This is a genomic window from Haladaptatus ordinarius (assembly GCF_054177595.1).
Window position 1 is genome coordinate 1 of the sequence record NZ_JBPEHH010000082.1, and the last position, 18518, is coordinate 18518.

Annotated in this window: 21 protein-coding genes and 3 pseudogenes; 5 read left to right on the top strand and 19 right to left on the bottom strand. The window is 50.8% G+C overall.

Translation table 11 applies throughout. The annotated features are described in order from the left end of the window. Positions 1–119 precede the first annotated feature (119 nt). The 3 genes from ACR3FF_RS20725 to ACR3FF_RS20735 form a co-directional block, all read right to left on the bottom strand. Positions 120–491 carry a hypothetical protein gene (locus ACR3FF_RS20725; protein WP_458190034.1) on the bottom strand — a complete coding sequence of 124 codons (372 nt, stop codon included), beginning with the start codon at positions 489–491 and terminating at the stop codon, positions 120–122. 108 nt (positions 492–599) lie between these two features. Beyond that, positions 600–968: a calcium-binding protein gene (locus ACR3FF_RS20730; RefSeq protein WP_458190035.1), complete on the bottom strand. Its 369-nt coding sequence runs from the start codon at positions 966–968 to the stop codon at positions 600–602. Positions 969–975: 7 nt separating this feature from the next. After that, the gene (locus tag ACR3FF_RS20735) at positions 976–1440 is read right to left on the bottom strand and encodes an IS1096 element passenger TnpR family protein (protein ID WP_458190036.1); all 465 of its coding nucleotides are present in this window, start codon (positions 1438–1440) and stop codon (positions 976–978) included. A 306-nt stretch (positions 1441–1746) separates the two neighbouring features. Here ACR3FF_RS20735 and ACR3FF_RS20740 point away from each other — a divergent pair, with 306 nt between their 5' ends. Further along, a complete protein-coding gene (locus ACR3FF_RS20740; protein ID WP_458190038.1) occupies positions 1747–2079 on the top strand; it encodes a hypothetical protein in 333 nt (110 codons plus the stop codon). Positions 2080–2130: 51 nt separating this feature from the next. Beyond that, positions 2131–2688, top strand: a complete 558-nt coding sequence (locus tag ACR3FF_RS20745) for an IS1096 element passenger TnpR family protein (protein WP_458190039.1) — start codon at positions 2131–2133, stop codon at positions 2686–2688. Positions 2689–3010: 322 nt separating this feature from the next. Here ACR3FF_RS20745 and ACR3FF_RS20750 read toward each other — a convergent pair whose 3' ends face one another. The 10 genes and pseudogenes from ACR3FF_RS20750 to ACR3FF_RS20795 form a co-directional block, all read right to left on the bottom strand. Beyond that, entirely contained in the window at positions 3011–3943 is a 933-nt protein-coding gene (locus ACR3FF_RS20750) for a M78 family metallopeptidase domain-containing protein (RefSeq protein ID WP_458190040.1), read from the bottom strand. A 451-nt stretch (positions 3944–4394) separates the two neighbouring features. Further along, positions 4395–4658, bottom strand: a complete 264-nt coding sequence (locus ACR3FF_RS20755; protein ID WP_458190041.1) for a type II toxin-antitoxin system RelE family toxin — start codon at positions 4656–4658, stop codon at positions 4395–4397. Next, positions 4651–4929, bottom strand: coding sequence for a ribbon-helix-helix domain-containing protein (locus ACR3FF_RS20760; protein WP_458190042.1), 279 nt, complete (start codon positions 4927–4929; stop codon positions 4651–4653). Before ACR3FF_RS20760 ends, ACR3FF_RS20755 begins: the two co-directional genes overlap by 8 nt. Positions 4930–4998: 69 nt before the next feature. Next, on the bottom strand, positions 4999–5490 hold the full coding sequence (locus ACR3FF_RS20765) for a DUF7995 family protein (protein WP_458190055.1): 492 nt from the start codon (positions 5488–5490) through the stop codon (positions 4999–5001). Positions 5491–5603: 113 nt separating this feature from the next. Next, the gene (locus ACR3FF_RS20770; protein ID WP_458190043.1) at positions 5604–5987 is read right to left on the bottom strand and encodes a hypothetical protein; all 384 of its coding nucleotides are present in this window, start codon (positions 5985–5987) and stop codon (positions 5604–5606) included. 273 nt (positions 5988–6260) lie between these two features. Beyond that, positions 6261–7652, bottom strand: coding sequence for an ATP-binding protein (locus ACR3FF_RS20775; RefSeq protein WP_458190044.1), 1392 nt, complete (start codon positions 7650–7652; stop codon positions 6261–6263). A 297-nt stretch (positions 7653–7949) separates the two neighbouring features. After that, entirely contained in the window at positions 7950–8441 is a 492-nt protein-coding gene (locus tag ACR3FF_RS20780; protein ID WP_458190045.1) for a DUF7995 family protein, read from the bottom strand. 129 nt (positions 8442–8570) lie between these two features. Further along, positions 8571–9008, bottom strand: a complete 438-nt coding sequence (locus ACR3FF_RS20785) for an SWIM zinc finger family protein (protein ID WP_458190046.1) — start codon at positions 9006–9008, stop codon at positions 8571–8573. Positions 9009–9093: 85 nt separating this feature from the next. Beyond that, complete coding sequence (locus ACR3FF_RS20790; RefSeq protein WP_458190047.1) at positions 9094–10239, bottom strand: Fic family protein; 1146 nt, start codon at positions 10237–10239, stop codon at positions 9094–9096. Positions 10240–10700: 461 nt separating this feature from the next. Further along, a pseudogene (locus ACR3FF_RS20795) lies at positions 10701–10871 on the bottom strand (TFIIB-type zinc ribbon-containing protein); the annotation flags it as partial. 663 nt (positions 10872–11534) lie between these two features. On the opposite strand from ACR3FF_RS20795, the gene ACR3FF_RS20800 reads away from it, so the two are divergent. Next, positions 11535–11783: a DUF8156 family protein gene (locus tag ACR3FF_RS20800; protein WP_458190048.1), complete on the top strand. Its 249-nt coding sequence runs from the start codon at positions 11535–11537 to the stop codon at positions 11781–11783. A 4-nt stretch (positions 11784–11787) separates the two neighbouring features. After that, on the top strand, positions 11788–13887 hold the full coding sequence (locus ACR3FF_RS20805) for a type B DNA-directed DNA polymerase (RefSeq protein ID WP_458190049.1): 2100 nt from the start codon (positions 11788–11790) through the stop codon (positions 13885–13887). Between the two features lie 179 nt (positions 13888–14066). Here the strand turns inward: ACR3FF_RS20805 and ACR3FF_RS20810 are convergent. From ACR3FF_RS20810 to ACR3FF_RS20835, 6 genes and pseudogenes are all read right to left on the bottom strand, one after another. After that, positions 14067–14303, bottom strand: a pseudogene (locus ACR3FF_RS20810) (peptidase M48); the annotation flags it as partial. A gap of 103 nt (positions 14304–14406) precedes the next feature. Beyond that, positions 14407–14814, bottom strand: coding sequence for a hypothetical protein (locus tag ACR3FF_RS20815; RefSeq protein WP_458190050.1), 408 nt, complete (start codon positions 14812–14814; stop codon positions 14407–14409). Continuing rightward, positions 14811–15062: a hypothetical protein gene (locus ACR3FF_RS20820; RefSeq protein ID WP_458190051.1), complete on the bottom strand. Its 252-nt coding sequence runs from the start codon at positions 15060–15062 to the stop codon at positions 14811–14813. Before ACR3FF_RS20820 ends, ACR3FF_RS20815 begins: the two co-directional genes overlap by 4 nt. 78 nt (positions 15063–15140) lie before the next feature. Beyond that, positions 15141–16100: a DUF4013 domain-containing protein gene (locus ACR3FF_RS20825; RefSeq protein WP_458190052.1), complete on the bottom strand. Its 960-nt coding sequence runs from the start codon at positions 16098–16100 to the stop codon at positions 15141–15143. Then, a complete protein-coding gene (locus tag ACR3FF_RS20830) occupies positions 16087–17211 on the bottom strand; it encodes a hypothetical protein (RefSeq protein WP_458190053.1) in 1125 nt (374 codons plus the stop codon). Before ACR3FF_RS20830 ends, ACR3FF_RS20825 begins: the two co-directional genes overlap by 14 nt. After that, positions 17211–17810: an RDD family protein gene (locus ACR3FF_RS20835; protein WP_458190054.1), complete on the bottom strand. Its 600-nt coding sequence runs from the start codon at positions 17808–17810 to the stop codon at positions 17211–17213. The genes ACR3FF_RS20830 and ACR3FF_RS20835 overlap by 1 nt, the downstream gene beginning before the upstream one ends. A 370-nt stretch (positions 17811–18180) precedes the next feature. Between ACR3FF_RS20835 and ACR3FF_RS20840 the strand changes: the two are divergent. Then, positions 18181–18402: pseudogene (locus ACR3FF_RS20840) on the top strand (IS5/IS1182 family transposase); the annotation flags it as partial. Positions 18403–18518 lie beyond the last annotated feature (116 nt).

Consider the following 18518-nt stretch of genomic DNA (forward strand, 5'->3'; position numbering starts at 1 on the left):
CGGACTACTTTTGGTCAGATACTTGCCGCCTCAGTCGAAAGCACCGTACTCAAGGCTCATCACTGGTGAATAATGACGATTCAATCTGCGTTTTCATCGATAGAGCGGACATCTAGCGACTATCTGTTCTCTCTCTCGATCGATTTGACGGCGTTAACAAACGCATCAGATCTTGGTGTACGCCCACACTCGTATTCTCCCGGTACACCCTTCTTCCCCAATGTTGCTCGCATGTAGTAAATATCCAAATGAACCCACCACACTTCATCGGCATCAGACGGATCGTACGATGCTCGTGGAACAAACACTCCCTCGTTGAATTTCTGTAGGAAATAATCTTGTGCGTTCGTCCCTACCTCAACCGCTTTCGCGGCGATCAAAGCGACTTCTTCTTTGAAAAACGCTACTGCGTCGTCGTACTCGTCACTCACAAGGTAGTACGTTTGATCAATCTCGTACGACCACAACTGCAGTTTCGCTAAAATTTCCATGCGTTGGCTTTCTCAAGAACTCATATCAATCACCCGTTATCGCGTACTCCTACTTCCGCGGTTTAGCTGAATTTGCAGGCGCTAATCCCCCTTCCTCAATCCACTCCGTCAACACAGTCGACCGCCGTCCCCGAACCAGTAGTGCCAGTCTGCGACCGCCCGCTCAGTGTCGCTGTCTGCATCGATCATCTCCAGTTGCGTCAACGGGACACCGAATTCCCTGTCCATCCACTCGATACGCACGAGCATTTCGCACATGCAATCGTACTCGTCAGGCAGGTCAACCACGAGTACTTCTTCGCCCTTCCGGAGTGGTGAAATCGTTCGCTCTTCGGTACAGCGTGCCTGCAGCGGGAACGTCATTTTCTCTTCGAGGTAGTAGTACCAGCCGAGTGCCTGCTCTTCCGGACCGTAGGCGTCGGCGAGTATCTCGTCGGTGATGCGCTCGTTCCGTTGTGCGTCAGTGTCGTCCATCATGATATCCTCACCACACCTCATCCGGTGGTCCGTACTGTTCGACGGGGTCACCTTTCTCCTTGACGACCTCGGGCGCTCTATCGCTGGATTCGTCCTCATCGATCTCTTTGAGGATGGCGTAGAATCGCCACTCGTCGCCGTAGTCGAACAGGTAGCAGATCCGGTCACGTTCGTCCAGCTTCAACTGGCGAGCCATCTGCCCAATGGTCGTCTCGCCAGCGTCGTACTCCTCCCCCCCGCCCAGTAGCCCACTAGCCGACTGCGCGAACTCCTCGGGTCGCTGGTATTGAACGTCGCTGTCCCAGTAGTCCTGATCGGTACCGAAAAACCAGAGGTGGTCCTGATCCAGCCCCACTGTGCGATTCAACACCGTCTGGAACTCGTCAAGCATGCGGTCCGCCCCAACGACGATGTCACACCACAACGAGGTCGGATCGTACTCGTACCTGACCCGGAAGCGATAGGTCGTCATGGTCCTCGTCTACTACGTTGCCAGCGGTTGTGAAATCGTCGGTACTCCCTTCTTCGAGGACGACGAATGGCTGTCATAGTCGAGTTCGATCCTGATCATGACGAGTTAGACGTGCCTGACCTCGCCGATCGTACCGACGTTATCTGGTTTCTCGAATAGAACGACGTCCCACTGCCGGACGGATTGACGACCGAGAAGATCAAGTCCCGAGGCAGTTGGTAGGCAATCAACGAGGAGTCTTTCAGTTTCCGGGTCGAGCGTCACCCGTCGGGACCGTTCCCCGCGACGTCGCCAGGTGGGAGAGGGATGCCGACGCCTGCGCATTGGCACATCCACAAGCGGTACACCTACGACCGCATGACCGGCAAGTGGGACGTGACCGAACAAATGCGGGAGTTTCACTTTGAGCCCGGGTTGCTCATCGACGCGGGGTTCGAGCGGTTACCGAAGAAAGACAGATGGGACCAAGCGACCGCTCGTGCGGAAGACGCTGACGATCCCGAAGACGTGCTTGACGAGCAACTGGCTGCCACCGAAGATATGTATCGGAGCGCGTTCACCGATGTCCCCGAGAACCACCTTGACGAGATGCTCACGGTCCTCGAAGATGAATTCCGTCGGCGAGCAGGCATGGGCTGACTGGCCACCCCACGAGAAACGCCTACAAGGCCGGACGAGGAAACAACAGGCATGACGATCTACAGATTCCGTGTGTGGCTGTTGCCGAACCCGCCGCTGGAGTTCGAGCCAGAAACCGAAGTCCGGCGGGATATCGAAGTCGATGGATCGCATACCCTGACCGACTTTCACGAGGGAATCTTCGACGCGTTCAAACGCTGGGACACGCACGCCTACGAGTTTCTCACACGTGACGAACACGGTATCGCAACCCGGAGCTACCTCCCTCCCCAGATGTACAGCGGCGACCAGAGCTGGTCCCCCATGGATGACGACAAGATTGACCGGTTCATTGAACGGGCGATTCCCGACGACGCCTCCGAGGAGGCCAAAGAGCGATTCCGGGATCTTCGGAAGAATCCACCAGAGGAAGGCAACGCCGCTGAAACCACCATCGACGACCTCGATCTCAACCCGTCCCAGTCGCTGTTCTACGAATTCGACTTCGGCGACGGCTGGGAACACCACATCGAACTGCAGGAAATCTGTGAGAGGTCGCTCGATGGCGATCCAGTCGTCGTCGACGAGCAGGGCGATGTACCGCCACAGTATCCCGAGTACGATGAGTGACTGATCGACGATGCCACGCGACATCGCGCCACTGACGAACGCGCTCAACGAGACGACACCTGGGAACCAGAACGACGTGTACTCCCTATCCGCTGCGTGGGACACGTCCATTGAGGCTACACTCGAACGCGGTGACGGGAGTCGGATCGTGAGGAGCTCGAGCAGCCTGCTGCCGAAGATATCATCGAACAGCTCTACATGCGGGGCCACATCTACGAAGTTGAAGGAAAGCTCCGGCTGACGGATTATCAACCTGAATAGCGCGAATGGGCTCGATGGCAAACTCCTATTTGGCGCTCGAATTCGACAGTCCTACACTTACTCACGACTCCGTTTCGACCACCTCGATAAGCTTCGCTGCCGTCGTCCGGATTCGTCCCAGTCGATCTTGAATCACATCCGAATCATCGTCCTGCCACGCTGCAAGGTAGAACGCTGAGCCACTCGTATCCAACCCCACGTATCGACCGACGATGTACGCGACGGCTTCTGCCTCGACTTCGCGTTTCGATCGCTCACACTCATCGTCAACATCGAAGTGCAGCAGTGCGTGCGCGTATTCGTGGATCAGCGTCACAGCGAGATCCGCGTGATTTGCCCTCGCTTTCACCTCCACGATTGGCTGGAGGTCGTACAGACTCCGCTGTTTACAGATCCCCCTCGCCTCTCCGTGTTCCCAGTCGTCAGCGTCGACGATACGGACCGTCACACCGAGTTCATCAGCTGCCTTCTGAAGGATAGGAACGAGGTTTTTGGCATCTCCTGTTGCTTCGGTCTCCAATTCGGGAAGCGGTTCACCCTCTGTTTGAGACACATCGAAAACAGCCGTGGGTTTGAATCCGACCAGTCCTTTCGACCACGCTTCAGGCGATGTCTCATCATATTCACACTCACTTTGCTGGTGGTACTTGGGCGAGTTCTCGCAGTCGGGACATTGCTTTGTGATGATCGGTGCCCAGATCCAGATTCCGTTCTCTTCTTCCTGGACGTGGCGGTCGAACTCAGTTCGCCAGGTGTTGTACCCAGCGACCTTCGTCGCGTTCGGACACTGAAGGGTAATCAAGAGCGTGTTCCGATGGGAGTAGTCGTGGAATTTCGACTGGACATCTAACCAGTCCTGGAACTGTTGACTCGCTCTCGCCTCGTCAGTCAAAGCAGTGAGGTCGTCGATCCAGTGTTTGATTGTGCTGTGCATCTCGTCACGTCGGGTGTCGAAGTCGTCGAACGACACCGCTGAGAAGTCACTCGTTGCCATTGGTTTTCGAATACGGACGCTTCTATCGAGCGCCTCGCACCCCTTGGGGGCCGAAAAAAATTCTAGTGGGTTCGTTTGATACAGGCTAACTGTGTCTCTTCGGGTACTCCTACCGACTCTGTCACACTGTGTGGTTTAATATAAGATTGAAAGTGGCCGAATTTTTTATTGCGTTGAATCAGAGAGGGCAGATACGATGGCGCTCCCAGTAATAGTACAGCAGTGGCTCTCTCTGGATGAATCTGTTATTCTCGAATGTCGCCACTGCGGGACGTCACTCGACACGACCGAACAGACATGCCCTACCTGCGGATCGACTGAAATCGTCGAGTTCGATGTTTCCTAAACCTGCTTTGATATGGATGGACACGAGCACGACGGCCAGCACTGGGTGCTTTTAGTGACCGTTTATCAATTACACGTCAATTGAGCGGATTTTGCCCTCAACAGGTCACGGCGGGAGGTGACGATCGTAGATGTTCCGCCGATGACCTACGGCTTCGACAATAAGCACATCGTCGCTCCGATTCCACGTTATTATCGCCCGATAGTCACCGGCACGTAGTTTGTAGTACGGATAGCCGGTGAGTTTCTCGAGTCGATGGGATGTCCAATCTTTTGCTTCGTCGAGTTTCTTGACTAACCGCTCTTGTGGTTCAGTTTCGAGTCCCTCGAGAAGTTCGAGTGCTTTCGGTGTCCATTCGATCTCAGTCATCGATCCCGAGACGATCCTTCACATCATCGTGCGACACCGTTTCATCACGCTCTCGCTGTTCACGGCTTTCAGCGAGGTGTTGCAGAGCTTCCTCGGACAACTGCGTTGGCGGATTGACTGCATCACGAAGCGCATCGCGGATGAACTCGGACTTGTTTGCATAGCCGCGCTCTTCCCATACCTCATCAATCTGGACGAGCAATGCCTGTGGAACCCGAACGTTGATTTTCTCCATTTCCCCGTCTGATCCTGAATCCGTGTCTGTGCTCATATGCTGTGATACGCGTGTATCACAAAAAGATGCTTCGATTTTTCAGGCCCAACTGAGCTGTCCACATCGTCAGTAGTGGACATCTGCCGGGATGATCCACAGCTGCTCGTCGGCATTGAGCACATGATCGAGATGTTCACGATTACGAATCGCGTCGCCAAATTCGGTGTATAAGTAGAGCGACGGGCCACGATATGCGCCAAGATTGTAACAGGCGTGGCGGGCGAGATCTTTGTCGTGCATGAGTTCATCGTCACTGAACTCGTTGACCGCCGTTCTTACCCGCTCGAGATTGCGTTCGAATTCTTGCCTGGTTGCCTCCCAGCCACGCTCAAGGAGTTTCTCGCCGTCATCTGAGTCGACTGGTGTGACGACCGGAAGTTCGCCCCATCGAGCCTTCCCTGCGACGGACGACCGCTCGTCGTCAAACGTGACGTAGTAGTCAAAGATAGCAGCATTGTCGGGGCCAGCGCCGACCAATCGGTCGAATGCCGCTTTTCCGCAGGCAAGTGCAGTTTCTTCAGTCGATGCCTCTACGAGTGTGTAAATTACCTGGTGCATTTTAGTCACCTCGCCGACGCAATGGTTCGACACAACTCCATCATGCAGCACTTCATCTGTGCGCCGGCACCCATCACCGGGGCCAATAAAATCACTCTGCGAAAAGCGCAGACTCACACGAGATTTGCACTACTCTTCCGGGAGATTGCGACGCCTGGTTCGCATACAAGGCCAACGGGAAAACTACCCAGTTCATCACAGTCACTGTCCGCTGGTTGGTCACAGTCACTGTCTTCCGCATTGGCTTCAGGGTTGTTCTCAATTTGTGTTCCACCGTCTGCAACAAGGGAATGGTCTGTCGCCGCTTGCAGGAGTGGAGTTCGGATTGCAACGCCAATCTGGTGTTTGCACGTTCCTTCGTACCGAGTATCTGCAGGACTCTCACAGGTGATGGGATCTTTTACCTTGTCGAGTTTTTTGACAAACCGTTCTTGTGGTTCGATTTCAAGTTCCTCGAAAAGTTCGAGTGCTTTCGGTGTCCACTCGATTTCAGTCATATGAGATCGAGCGCGTCGAAAATGAATACCATATACTAGAGATGTACCGTCTCGAAGAAACAATGAATAATATTTCTGTAATAACATTCTCGATCACTATTGGTATCGTCGTTTTATACTGTGTATACGAGTGGGTTGTGAGGGTGCACCTATGTGAAGCATCGAGCGGAGATGGTACATTTCTAAACCGCAACTCAGCCCTATCTGTAGCTCATCGAGCTTCTGCCCAATAGTGGCTCGAAAAAACAACGACGAGCGGTGTCGGACGTAGTGCTACTGTTTGAGTGCCGTGACGACGTCATCGACCGTGAACAGTTGGAGATTATCGCGCTCTGCGGCCGCTTCTTCCACGGATGGCTTGAACCCGCTCCGTGAAAACAGCGCGTACTCATGCGTTCGCTCTCCTCCGTTGGCTGGTGTCCAGCGCAGTTCTTCGACGTGATTTAGAAGATTTGAGAACACGTCGTATCCAAGTGGCGATTGCTGGAACTTGCATTCGCCTGTGATGAGTGTCTCTTCGTTTGTGAGCCCCACGACGTCGATTTCGTGTTCACCATACCACCACTGTCCCCTCTCTGTAATTGTGTACTCCGGATAGAGTGTCCGAACGGCTGAACAGCAGAGATTTTCGAAGACCTGACTGACGAAGTCCGGAAGCTCTGGTTCGATTACAGCCTCGTAGGCGTCATCTCCGAGTTCGTCGTATCGGTCACCGGTGCCGTAGACGAAGTGGAACCAGAAGCGGAAAAAGTAGTCGCGGATGCGATAGCGACTTCGCTTGCTCCGTTCTTTCTGTTCGGTCACCGGGACATGCTGGTCGACCAATCGAAGTCGTGACAGTCGCTGGAGGTACTTCGATAGTTGATTGTAGTCGATGCCGGTCGTGCCAGCAATCTCGTTACGGCTCGTGTTCCCGCCGGCGATAGCTTCTAATATCGAAAAGTACCGGGTTGGTTCGGTGAGTTCCATCCGGAGAACATAGTCGGGCTCGTTGTGGAGCGACCCGTGGCGTGAGAGGATCGTGTGGTGAATGTTCTCTCCGAGGCTTACGTCGGGAGCGACTTCTTCGAGATAGTAGGGGACGCCACCGAAGATACCCCACATGAGAACCTGTTGGTCGGCCGTGTAGTTCTCGGGGAAAAATTCCATGGCAGCGTCGAACGGGAGTTCCCTGATATCCAACTTCAGTGACGAACGGCCATAGAGTGGGCTGTTCCCGAGGAGGGCTGCTTCCTCCATCATGCTGATTGAGGACCCGACGAGAACGATGGTCGCGGTCGAGTCGTCGAGTTCGTGGTCGAACATCGCCTGCAGGACGGAGGGAAGACTCTGATCCTGTTCGACGAGATATGGAAATTCGTCGAGGACGATGGTCGCATCCTGTTCAGTGAGGTAGCCGAGAATTGCATCCCAGTCTTCACGAATCCGTGAGAGCCCGGGATACGTTTCTGATGCGGTTTCGATGAACTGCTGGAGTTGGAGGTTAGATGTTTTCTGCTTCGCTTGGTAGACGACTGCGTCATTGTCGTCTTGGAGCGAGTGCTTGACGAGTTCGGTTTTGCCGAGTCGTCGTCGCCCAAAGATGACTGCAAGCGTTGCCTCATCTGCCTCGTAGAGGCTGTGAAGCCGAGAGAGTTCCTCAGTTCGGTTGACGAAGGCGGCCATACTCGTTACTAGCATCTCGCCCAATATAGTACTTCGTATAACCGTACTCTGGAGTATCGTACTTTGAAGTATCATTACTGCGAGTACAGTCATCTTTCTGGTTCATATTCAAACCATAAGAATCACTGTTTGTCGAGACGCTCACTTTCGAACGCCTCGCACCCTTCAGGGGGCGAAAAAATGCTCGTAATTAACTCGGGAGAATGGTACCTTGCCCAGATTAACCAACACTACTCACAAAGTTCCGCTAGTGTTGGTTAATCGCTGAGCGAAGGGAATTCACTAGTAGATGTTTTCTTAATAGTGGACATCTGCCGGGATGATCCACAGCTGCTCGTCGGCATCGAGTATATGATTGAGATGTTCACGATTGCGGATCGCATCACCAAACTCGGTGTATAGGTAGAGCGACGGACCACGATACGCGCCGAGATTGTAGCAGGCGTGGCGGGCGAGATCTTTGTCGTGCATGAGTTCCTCATCACTGAACTCGGAGACCGCAGTTCTTACCCGTTCGAGATTCCGTTCGAACTCCTGTCTGGTTGCCTCCCAGCCACGTTCTAAGAGTTTTTCGCCCTCATCTGAGTCGACTGGTGCGACGACCGGAAGTTCGCCCCATCGGGCCTCCCCGGCGACGGACGACCCCTCGTCATCAAACATCACATAGTAATCAAAGATGGCAGCGTTGTCGGGACCAGCGCCAACAAGCCGATCGAACGCCGCTTTTCCGCATGCGAGTGCAGTGTCTTCAGTCGATACTTCTACGAGTGCGTAAATTACCTGGTGCATATCAGTCACCTCGCCGACGCATTGATTCGACACAGCGACATCACACAACACTTCATCTGTGCGCCGGCACCCATCGCCGGCGCCAATAAAATCTTCCTGCAAGAAGCGCAGATTCACACGTGATTCGAACTACTCTTCCGGGAGGTCTCGACGCCCGGATTGTACACAAGGCCAACACGGAAACCCACCAAGCCCATCACAGTCACAGTCAGCTGGCTGGTCCGTGTCACTGTCTTCTACATGGGTTTCAGATTCCTTCTCGATTTGTGTCCCTCCGTCTGCAACGAGGGAGTGGTCTGTCGCCGCTTGCAGGAGTGGTGTTCGAATTGCGACACCGACCCGGTGTTTGCAGGCTCCGTCGTAGCGATTATCTGCAGGGCACTCACAGGCAATGGGTATTCCGTCGCGAACAGTGACGAGATATTTATGATCGCCCGGATTCGCGTGACTACTATTCCGAACGAGGACACCCCTTGTTTCGAGTGAAAATTCGAGGGCTTCATACTGGGCGCGCTTTGCAACTCGGTTCGTGAACGTCAATTCTGAGAGGACATTGTTACTGGACATACTCGCTCCACGAGGCACGCAGTGTGCCCCGCACCCCTTGGGGGCACAAAAAACAGCTGTACGTCGTCTCGTGTCCGCTCACTCCTCACTCGAGGATATCGAATACGTCAACTGCTTTGTACTCTTTTCCGCGTTCCTTTCCAGTCACTTCCTCGATGAGGCCATCCGCTTCGAGATCGTCGACGATCTTGTAGGCGGTTCGACGTGAAACATCGAGATACTCCACCAGGTCTGGAGCAGTGAAATATGGATACTGGAGCAACTGACGAGCGAATGCGTCCGTGGTTGTACTCCCCGAGTATTCGTTCTCGTACCGCTCTTGGAGTTCTCGGAGTTGTTGTGTCCGGGTGTACGATGTCTCGGCTTGACTCCGAAGTCCTTCAATAAAGAACGTAAGCCACTCGTCCCACGCACCCTCCTCGCTCACTGCACGCATTCGCTCGACGTACTCGACTTTGTGGCGATTGAAATACGCACTCGGGTAAATGTACGGACTTTCGAGATACCCCTCACTCGTCAGGTAGAGAATGATGAGGAGTCGACCAAGCCGACCATTTCCATCCGAAAACGGATGAACTGTCTCGAAAAAGTAGTGAATAATGCCAGCGTCGATGAGCGGATGGTACTGTCCACCCATCTGGATGTATGATTCGAGCGACTGCATGAGTCCATTGAGGCCTTCTGGGGCCGGTGGGACGAACGGACGTTGTCCAGACTGCGAACTCGCGAGATGAACCATGTGGTCGCGGAAGTCGCCGACGACGTCACCATGGTTCCGGACGTCTTCGAGGAGTATTGAGTGGAGTTCTTTGATAAGTGTGAGTGTTATTGAGCCTCCGCTCTCAACTCTGTCGAGTCCATATGTGAGTGCGTTTTCGTAGTTGAGTGCCTCTTTCAGATCTTTTTCAATTGTTGGGTCTGCCTCTCCTGTGGGGTGCTGTGTGTGATACGCTTCGAGATCCTGATACTCGACGTCTGCGCCTTCGATACGTGCAGATTCGACTGCTTCGATACGAATGAGCGATGTGTAGAGAACAGCGGAGAAGTCGACTGTTGAACTAATTCCGTCGACACGGCCGATCTGATACGCGGCATCGGCGACGAGATCACGTGTTTGATCGGAAATTTCGATCTTCGGCTCTACCGGGAGTGCTTCCGGTGAATAGTATGGATTCGGATGGTATGGGACGTACGTTCCCGGTGCATTGTCCGGAAGCTCTCGCGTGGGCATTTCTGTAGTAACATTCTCAGTCTCTATTGATATAGTTGTTTTTATACTCGGTATACGAATGGCTCGCTCAGAAACTCTTGTGTGAAAATCGAGCCCAGATTGTATATTTTCAACCCTCAATTCGATCTCTTTGTGCAACACATATATAAGAATGTATACTTCATAGATTCTGGTTTTGAGCTTTAATTGATGCAGCGAGTGCTGTCGAGAACGTCATCGCGTCGCTTGTATCCCCTGGGAGCAACAAAAACACGTTCTCGACGTTACAGCACGGGATCGCTCGTAGCAAGGGTCGAAAGGAAATTAGGCCGGTCAATCGAATCGGTAAATCGCGATCCCGTCGTGATTGCATTCCGGACACTCGCTCGTTTCGACCTCGACCGTGGTTCCACACCGACGGCACTCAGCAATGACGGTGCTGTGTGATCGGCCAGTGAACTGCGTCAGGAGGTCTTTCATGCGAACTCTGTCCCGTGGTTGGTCCGTTGGTCGTCGATGACGAGCCCACAGTCCTCACAGACCGTTTCAATCACGTTGGTAGTGACCAGGCCGTCGCATTCGGGACACTGGGTAGTTGGTTCGCTCAGTACATCTTCGTCGAAACCAGTCGCATAGCTGTCGCTGCGTATCATCGAAACCATTCCTCATTGAGACGCTCGTTCTGGAACGCCCCGCACCCCTCAGGGGGCGAAAAAACGCCTGCGGTCAGGCCACACTGTCAATTAACAAGCACGCTTAACACGATTCACTGCCAATATCTTGTGTCTGTGGTTAGTATATTATACTAACTCTGTCCCGTTCGATGCCTTGCCTGTCGAGAACCGGACTTTCGGAAATCCAAATCGGAAACGGATGGAGCGGTGTCGGATTCCACCGCCCTTGCCGAACGTTCTGATCCTGATCGACCACGGTAGAGTCGCGTCCAACTGCGACAGCCGAAGTAGAATCGAGCTATCGACACCTTGGTTCCAGCAGTCCGTCGGATCGATGTGGAACTCATCACAAATGTATCGGCCAATTCGTTCGACATCAGCGCGTCCTCATCGAGATTTGGTGCACAAAATGTGGGACTCTGCGTGGCCGAATGATCAGAGACAGCGTGAGGTTCCGGTTGGGTTTCTATGGGTGACATGGACCAGGCTCCACCAACAGTGGGAAGTGAGTATTCCACCCTTTGCTGCGCTGCCCAGCACGGTAGTCACTCGGACTGGTCGATGTTGATACGTTCTGTATTGGAATATTCGGAAGCGACCCTGGCTTGCCTAAGGGGATCTTGGTAGTCGTGTTTACCTGCAATGAGCCAAACCAGCCATATTGAAGCAGGATGGGACGCGTATCGACGAGCGCTTCGACCGACTGATCAAGCAGTCTTTGATCGACTCTTCGAGTATGCCCAGCTACATACCGATCCCAGCACGGTTCACAAACCCCTGTTCGTCGAGACGCCGATCCTCATCTCGATTCTGATCGAACAGCAGCGACAACTCGACGACTTGGCGGATCGACTCGATCATGTAGAGGACGATTTGAACAATTGGGGATGAGGCGATGGTGTACAAAATCGACTACGTCGACGGCGACGTGCACACCTGGTCGGTAACCGAGACGGGGGTGAGTTGCGAGATCGATGAATCGTATACGCCGACAATCTACGTGTCTGTGCATGGTGATGGCGACTTTTCGACGGCACGTGCTGCACTTCGTGATCATCCTGCCGTTGCGCAAGTTGCTGTGGTTGATGAACGCGTGAGTTTTCGCCACGACCTCGAGCAAGTACTCCGAGTAGATGTGGTCGACCTCAAGGCGGTGAATTCGGTGGCACGAATGGTGAGTAAATGGGGTTCACCTGGTGCGTATCGCTGTTACAACGTCGATTTCTCGCCAGAGTTCCGCTACTGTCTCGAAGAGGAAATTGACCCACTGCCGACCCACGAACTCTCGCAGATGCAGATTGCCGTCTCGGAGACGGAACTCGTGAGTGAGCGGGTTACAGAACTCACGATTGACGATGAGACGGTGACTGGGAGTGGGGAGGACGTGCTCACCACACTGTCGGCTCGTGTTGAGCGTGTTGACCCCGACGTTCTGTTCTTAAATACGAGCGATCTCATTCCAGTTCTGTTCCAGCAGGCTGACCGACTTGATGTGGAGTTCCAGCTTGGGCGACGTCCGGGGTGGCAGCAGTTGGCGGGCGAATCAACCTACGAAAGCTATGGACAAGTCGGGCACTCACCAGCACGGTACAATCTCCCTGGTCGGGTGATCATCGATGGCTCGAATACGTTCATGTGGAATCAGACCAATTTGGATGGCTGTCTGTATCTCGTCGAACAGTCGGGCAAGCCACTCCAAGAGTTGGCGTGGTCGTCGATCGGGACCATTCTGATTGGGATTCAGATTCAGGAAGCTCGGGAACGCGATGTGCTTGTCCCGTGGCGTTCATGGCGCCACGAGAAGTTCAAAACGATGCGCCAACTGCACGATGCCGACCGGGGAGGATTCACGTTTGCGCCGGACGTCGGGCTGCACGAGGACGTCCATGAACTCGACTTCTCATCGTTGTATCCGAATATCATCGTCACACGGAACGTGAGTCCCGAGAAGATTCGGTGTGAATGCCACGCCGATCGAGAGGATGTACCGGGCATCGGGTATTCGATTTGTGACGAACGGGGGTATCTTCCGGACGTGCTTGAGCCGTTAATCGAGGATCGCGATTCGATCAAGGCCGAAATTCGAGAGACTGAGGACGAAGACCGTCGCGATGAGTTGGAAGGCCAATCGAGTGCGATCAAGTGGATTTTAGTTTCCTGTTTCGGCTATCAGGGCTTTTCGAACGCGAAATTCGGGCGGATCGAGTGCCACGAGGCGATCAACGCGTATGCACGGGAGATTCTGTTAGAGACGAAAGCAGTACTCGAGGAGCATGGATGGCGCATTGTGCACGGCATCGTCGATAGTGTGTGGGTGACGCCGATCGAAGGCGAGGAAAAGACATCGCTTTCAGAGCTTGTCTCGGAGATTTCCGAGGAGGTAGAGATTCGGCTTGAGCATGAAGCGCACTACGGCTGGATATCGTTTGTGCCGTTGCGGGATTCGGATGCTGGTGCGTTGACGAAGTACTTCGGGAAGGTCGCTGGTGAAGACGAGTACAAATATCGAGGCATCGAGTGTCGGCAGCGAAGTACGCCGTCGTATATCGATGCGGCGCAGAAAGCGTTGATTCGAGCGGTCGATGCGTATCGTGATCCAGAGGCTGTCTGTGAGGAACTGCGGTCGTGGGTTGATCGACTGGAGCGTGGAGCGGTCGATCCGAGTGAGTTGGTGATTACGAATCGTGTTTCGAAGAAGAAGGAGGACTACACGCAGTCGACGCGGAGTGTGGCGGCACTGAAGCGGGCGGCTGAGTTGGGGTTGGGACGTGCCCCTGGTCAGTGTGTGTCGTATGTGGTGGTGGATGATTCGAAGCAGTCTCGTGAACGGGTGCTGTTGGCGAGTGAGGAGGTAGACGAGTATGATGTCGGATTCTATCGGGAGTTGTTGGTTCGTGCAGCAGCGAGTGTGTTGTCACCGCTTGGGTGGCGTGAGTCGGATATTGAGGAGGAATTGGAGCAGTATACAGAGTCCAGTTTAGCGTCGTTCCGATAAGACTCGCCAAATCGCCAGCCGACCCTCAGAATAACTGGGTCTGAGCTAAGAGAGCTGCATCGCATTCCATGGACACATCGATGCTCATCACCATGCTGCCAACACTCACAGCCATAATTGGTTCTCTGTTGTAATTGAACGCGAGATACGATCGAGACAGATGACTAGATGTTCCGCTACTAGTTGCGCTCGATTTTTGCGAGCATTGCAAGACATTCTTCGGTTGGTGGGTGCGTTGTAGAGAGCCAGCGACGGAGCCGATAGAGGCGTTTTCGGAACCACCAGTACGATGGTTCGATGTTACCCTCGGGCCCAAGCATTACCTTTTCCAATTGTCTCGGTTCAAGTGGGAGAATCGACAACGACGAAACGCCTGAAACTTCTCGAAGATCACGATTGGGCGTTTCCTGTATTTTCTGTTCGAGGTTGTCAACATGGTCGGTGAGCGACAGGACGTGTTTAGCGAGGTCAGTGATCGAGACGTTTTCGTGCGCACTGGACGCTCCGGACGGAGTGGTGTTACTCATTGGCAGCCACCTCCGCTGTGGCCGCAGTGCCGTCTATTGGCGTTGAGAGTCGCGGGAAGTGCGCAATAGTGGTGAGCGAACCAATACAGCGGGCAGTCGTGTCAGTGGCGGTGTGGGTGTACTCAAGAACCGTCATGGGCGAATCGGCGCGGGTGGCCGTGCAGTGGAAGGTGGCTTGCTGAATGTCGTCCTGTGCCGTCGTCGTCATCGGTGGCGCTGTCAGGACAAGCTGTGGAGCGTGACTCGTTGCGGAGTGTGTTTCTCTGACGGTGAGAATCGTCCGTGGGAGGTTGGGCGTGGTAATGCGAACGCGATCACCAGGGGAGAGCTGCTGGACGAGTACGTCGGCAGTGCGTGGATTCAGTGGTTTGGGGATGATCGAGTGCTCGTGGGTACTCACACCTGCTCACCTCCTGTGGGATTGGTGATGCACTCGACAGGCGCACCGGTTCGAAGCCGGGTGTACCGGCCATTTGGTGAGAGATCGTACCGATCGAGTGTGGCTTCGGTGTGTTCAATTTTGTCGTAGTAGGCGAACAGCAGTCGATACATGTCGTGGGTTGGGGTCGCAACATACAGGACGTGCTCACCGGGTTCGGGACCGCGACAGGTGAGTTGGGATTTTAAATGGTCACATTGATAGACCACGCCTGTGAGCGTGCGTTTGGTAGTGGTAACCTTAATCGAGGTGTTCGAGTGAGGGGGTGGTCTTGATACAACGATGCTTTAATGAAAAACGTCTAATCTTAGCTGTACCGTATCATCAAACTGCAAATCCTGTTTCTTCCGTTTCGCTATCTTACGCCATGTTATCCCGAGAAGATAGCTTGAAGAAATCAATAGATATACAAATATAATTAAATATAAGAAATATAATATTATGTTTATGGGAATAAAACTGGATATCAAACTGGATATCAACAAGCCTACAACTATGTCGAAGATTCGAAGTGCCAGCTCAAGCAATATCATATCAAATAATAAAACAAATATAAAGGCTGGATGCCAAATGATAGAAATAAATATCTTGAATCGAATTAAATCCATCAAACGTCTTCGTTGAGCATAGATTGCTATTAAGGAGAGATAGAAGTAGGAGCCTACTATGTGGGTCAAAAAGCGGAGGATTGGTTGTATTTTATTTTCTCCAATTATAGGCGACATATCTGATATAATCGTTAAATAACCACCAATTAACAGTTCAAATATAGTGTCGAGAAACACTAGCATAACAATAGTCAAAAGCACTACCTCGAGACCAGTCAAGAATATCCTTTTATAGTTTGTAAATCGAGCTATCCTTGTTTCATTGAATATCCCATTCCGAACGACCCGAATCATATAACCTGTGATCGGTATCCCAGCAAGAAGTAGCCAAGTATACGGAGGAGTAGTAACATTACTAATGGCTTCAAACAAAATCACGGTAAAAGGCGAAAAAATCGAAATCAGCGTAAGATAGATCGAGACAACACCAATGGCTCTCCAAGAACGACGTTGTTTCCAAATATTCAAAAATGAAATTTTTAAGACATCCCTTACTGTTTCGATCTCGTGTTGTAATTTGGATTTTAATATTGTCCGTTGATGTTCTCTCGCTTTAGTGAGTAATTCCTCATGTGAATGATTTACCTGGGGAAGTTTACTTTGGTCAGTTCCTATTGGGTGATTATCATTTTCTTTCATGATTGTCCTCCATATCGTAGACAGAAGTATTGAGGGAAGGGTTCTTGAAAGCGGAAAGCGGTGCTTGCAAGGTATTTTCCGGATGTCTGTTTATTATACCATTAGGATAAATTAAATTATATATATTACCTAAACTATAGCTCATAGAAATGGGAAAAATAAAGAAATAGGAGAAGATAAGAATCAGAAGTAGGATGTAGAACAAAATACTCGCAAAAACCTGGAACAAAGGAGATATATTAACTTTCTCAGCAATTGCCACGGGAAGAACTGTAACAAATATCATAAGGTAAATCAATAAATTCCACTGAATAAATAAAATAATGAAATCCACTGACTTTAGCAGAGGAATTGTTCTTTTGAATGCTAGTATTTTCCTCAAAGGAACATCAAGTGCTATAAAAATTACAAATATATTGTATAAATATAGTACTAATACAAATCTAATATAGCTTTCTATACCAAATATTGTGATTTCTGAAATTTCCATTAAAGTCGAAACTAATATCAATAATCCTTCAGCCATGATAGATGAAATTGGACCTGAAAATAGAATCATTATATAAAGCAATAGATTGAATTTCAGCCCATATCTAATAATTTTTCTTTTATTATCAATTTTTGGCAATTTCATAGACTTGTGTACGCCCTCAAAGGCAGCTAAAGGAAAAATACCCGTAAAAGCTATTAAGAAAATAAAGTATCCAAAATAGGTGATTAGTAGTGTTATAGAGGAAACAACTACATATATTCGTAAGAATATATTGGATTGTGCCGCCGCAAGTACTTCGTTAGGGGATTGGAACCCTAACACTAGTGGAATAGATAAAACAATGACCACCCCTAACAACCATGCAAGTGGATAGATGAAAACAAATTTCATAAGATTTCTTATGTCTCTTTTGTTCTTCTTCAATGTCCAAATCCGAAGAGAATCCAGAACTATCCTACCCACGATAACAAACCGACTTTTAAACTGTCTAAAGCTCTGCCTCAATTTATTTATATCATTAACAATTAATTCTTCTTTTCTTATTAATATAGGAAAATATAATAATAAACTAATCGTTATATTGATCGAATCCTTCCTTAGTCCTGCAAACTTCGCCACTAATCCACCTCCTTCTGAACGACAGTATTTGCCACTCTATCTCCAAGTCGTTGCTTTTTCTCAGATCGTGTTACTAAGATCGCTCCAATGAGATAGAACAAGGGTAGGACGTCAACGATTCGTAGAACATTTCGAACAATAGATGTTCGAGAATCAATGGGTTCACCGTCCTTTGTAATTACTCGAAGTCCAAGGAGATGCTTCCCAATAGTTTTACCATAAAGCGCTTCGAAAATGATAAAATAGCCTATGTATACCATGAACATGAGTGTACCTAGTGGATTTAATCCTGTTACATATGCCAGTCCAAAGATGACTGACCCGTCTATGATTACCGCAATTGATCGACGACTTAGACCTTGGTAATTGAGATCGATAATCGGCATTGTCTCCGAAGTCAGTTCTTCTGATTCTACTGTAATATTTTTACTTTGTCTTTCTGTAGACATGTCTGATAACCTGCGCTTTTGTTTTATCGATGTTTTTGTTTTAACCTGCGCTATCGATGTGTTTGATTTCGCTGCCTGTCCACAAGCCGTGAATCCTAATAAACTGGAACTATTGTTCATTATGTATTTGTCGCCGCACGAACCGTCCATTCCCTGTTTCACCAATTTAATGCTTATATATGTGTAGGGCTTTTATCATTATTCAATGATTGCTAAAAACGCTTACGGAACCAACGCTGATACTGGAACTAGAAACAAAATATTAGAAATATTTCAATTCAATGAGTAAACAACAAAATGCGTTCCACTCCAAGCCAATATTGGAGGAGCTCTGAGTATCCATAGTCGTTGAACATGATAATACTGCACTGCTCACCTCTTCCAATGAATTCTATATAATCGAATTTAATATTGACTTAAATTTAAAAATAACGATGAATCTAGTATACCAAAAAATTCCAATAAACTGGCTCTGTTGAAATCCTCAGAGAGTTACAGGTTCGCCCGGTAGTGTGACCGGATGCAGCACCTCCCGAAGTCGCGGTCACTCCGGTTCGTTGAGCAGGCGATTCACTTGGCCCGACGAGTGGTCGCTCGTTACTCCTCGAAGTTCTTGAAACGACGGTACACACTCCACTAACACATCGTCCTGCTCTGCCTCAAAGTACGGAAGAATACGACGTACCGGATGCTTCTCGACGAACTCATCGAAATGCCCCGCATCCGTGAGGCCCTCGGCCTAGTGCTTCGTCAACCATAGATTGTTAAGAGACAATCTGTTAGAGAGGATATGGTAAACAAGGAGTATACGGTTGATCTTTCAGACGAGGAACGCACCGAGCTCGAATCGTTCGTCTC

What these genes read in the sequence shown, in the direction of transcription:
- ACR3FF_RS20725 (WP_458190034.1), bottom strand. Translation starts at nt 491, where the DNA reads ATGGAAATTTTAGCGAAACTGCAGTTGTGGTCGTACGAGATTGATCAA.
- ACR3FF_RS20730 (WP_458190035.1), bottom strand. Translation starts at nt 968, where the DNA reads ATGATGGACGACACTGACGCACAACGGAACGAGCGCATCACCGACGAG.
- ACR3FF_RS20735 (WP_458190036.1), bottom strand. Translation starts at nt 1,440, where the DNA reads ATGACGACCTATCGCTTCCGGGTCAGGTACGAGTACGATCCGACCTCG.
- ACR3FF_RS20740 (WP_458190038.1), top strand. Translation starts at nt 1,747, where the DNA reads ATGCCGACGCCTGCGCATTGGCACATCCACAAGCGGTACACCTACGAC.
- ACR3FF_RS20745 (WP_458190039.1), top strand. Translation starts at nt 2,131, where the DNA reads ATGACGATCTACAGATTCCGTGTGTGGCTGTTGCCGAACCCGCCGCTG.
- ACR3FF_RS20750 (WP_458190040.1), bottom strand. Translation starts at nt 3,943, where the DNA reads ATGGCAACGAGTGACTTCTCAGCGGTGTCGTTCGACGACTTCGACACC.
- ACR3FF_RS20755 (WP_458190041.1), bottom strand. Translation starts at nt 4,658, where the DNA reads ATGACTGAGATCGAATGGACACCGAAAGCACTCGAACTTCTCGAGGGA.
- ACR3FF_RS20760 (WP_458190042.1), bottom strand. Translation starts at nt 4,929, where the DNA reads ATGAGCACAGACACGGATTCAGGATCAGACGGGGAAATGGAGAAAATC.
- ACR3FF_RS20765 (WP_458190055.1), bottom strand. Translation starts at nt 5,490, where the DNA reads ATGCACCAGGTAATTTACACACTCGTAGAGGCATCGACTGAAGAAACT.
- ACR3FF_RS20770 (WP_458190043.1), bottom strand. Translation starts at nt 5,987, where the DNA reads ATGACTGAAATCGAGTGGACACCGAAAGCACTCGAACTTTTCGAGGAA.
- ACR3FF_RS20775 (WP_458190044.1), bottom strand. Translation starts at nt 7,652, where the DNA reads ATGGCCGCCTTCGTCAACCGAACTGAGGAACTCTCTCGGCTTCACAGC.
- ACR3FF_RS20780 (WP_458190045.1), bottom strand. Translation starts at nt 8,441, where the DNA reads ATGCACCAGGTAATTTACGCACTCGTAGAAGTATCGACTGAAGACACT.
- ACR3FF_RS20785 (WP_458190046.1), bottom strand. Translation starts at nt 9,008, where the DNA reads ATGTCCAGTAACAATGTCCTCTCAGAATTGACGTTCACGAACCGAGTT.
- ACR3FF_RS20790 (WP_458190047.1), bottom strand. Translation starts at nt 10,239, where the DNA reads ATGCCCACGCGAGAGCTTCCGGACAATGCACCGGGAACGTACGTCCCA.
- ACR3FF_RS20800 (WP_458190048.1), top strand. Translation starts at nt 11,535, where the DNA reads ATGAGCCAAACCAGCCATATTGAAGCAGGATGGGACGCGTATCGACGA.
- ACR3FF_RS20805 (WP_458190049.1), top strand. Translation starts at nt 11,788, where the DNA reads ATGGTGTACAAAATCGACTACGTCGACGGCGACGTGCACACCTGGTCG.
- ACR3FF_RS20825 (WP_458190052.1), bottom strand. Translation starts at nt 16,100, where the DNA reads ATGAAAGAAAATGATAATCACCCAATAGGAACTGACCAAAGTAAACTT.
- ACR3FF_RS20835 (WP_458190054.1), bottom strand. Translation starts at nt 17,810, where the DNA reads ATGGACGGTTCGTGCGGCGACAAATACATAATGAACAATAGTTCCAGT.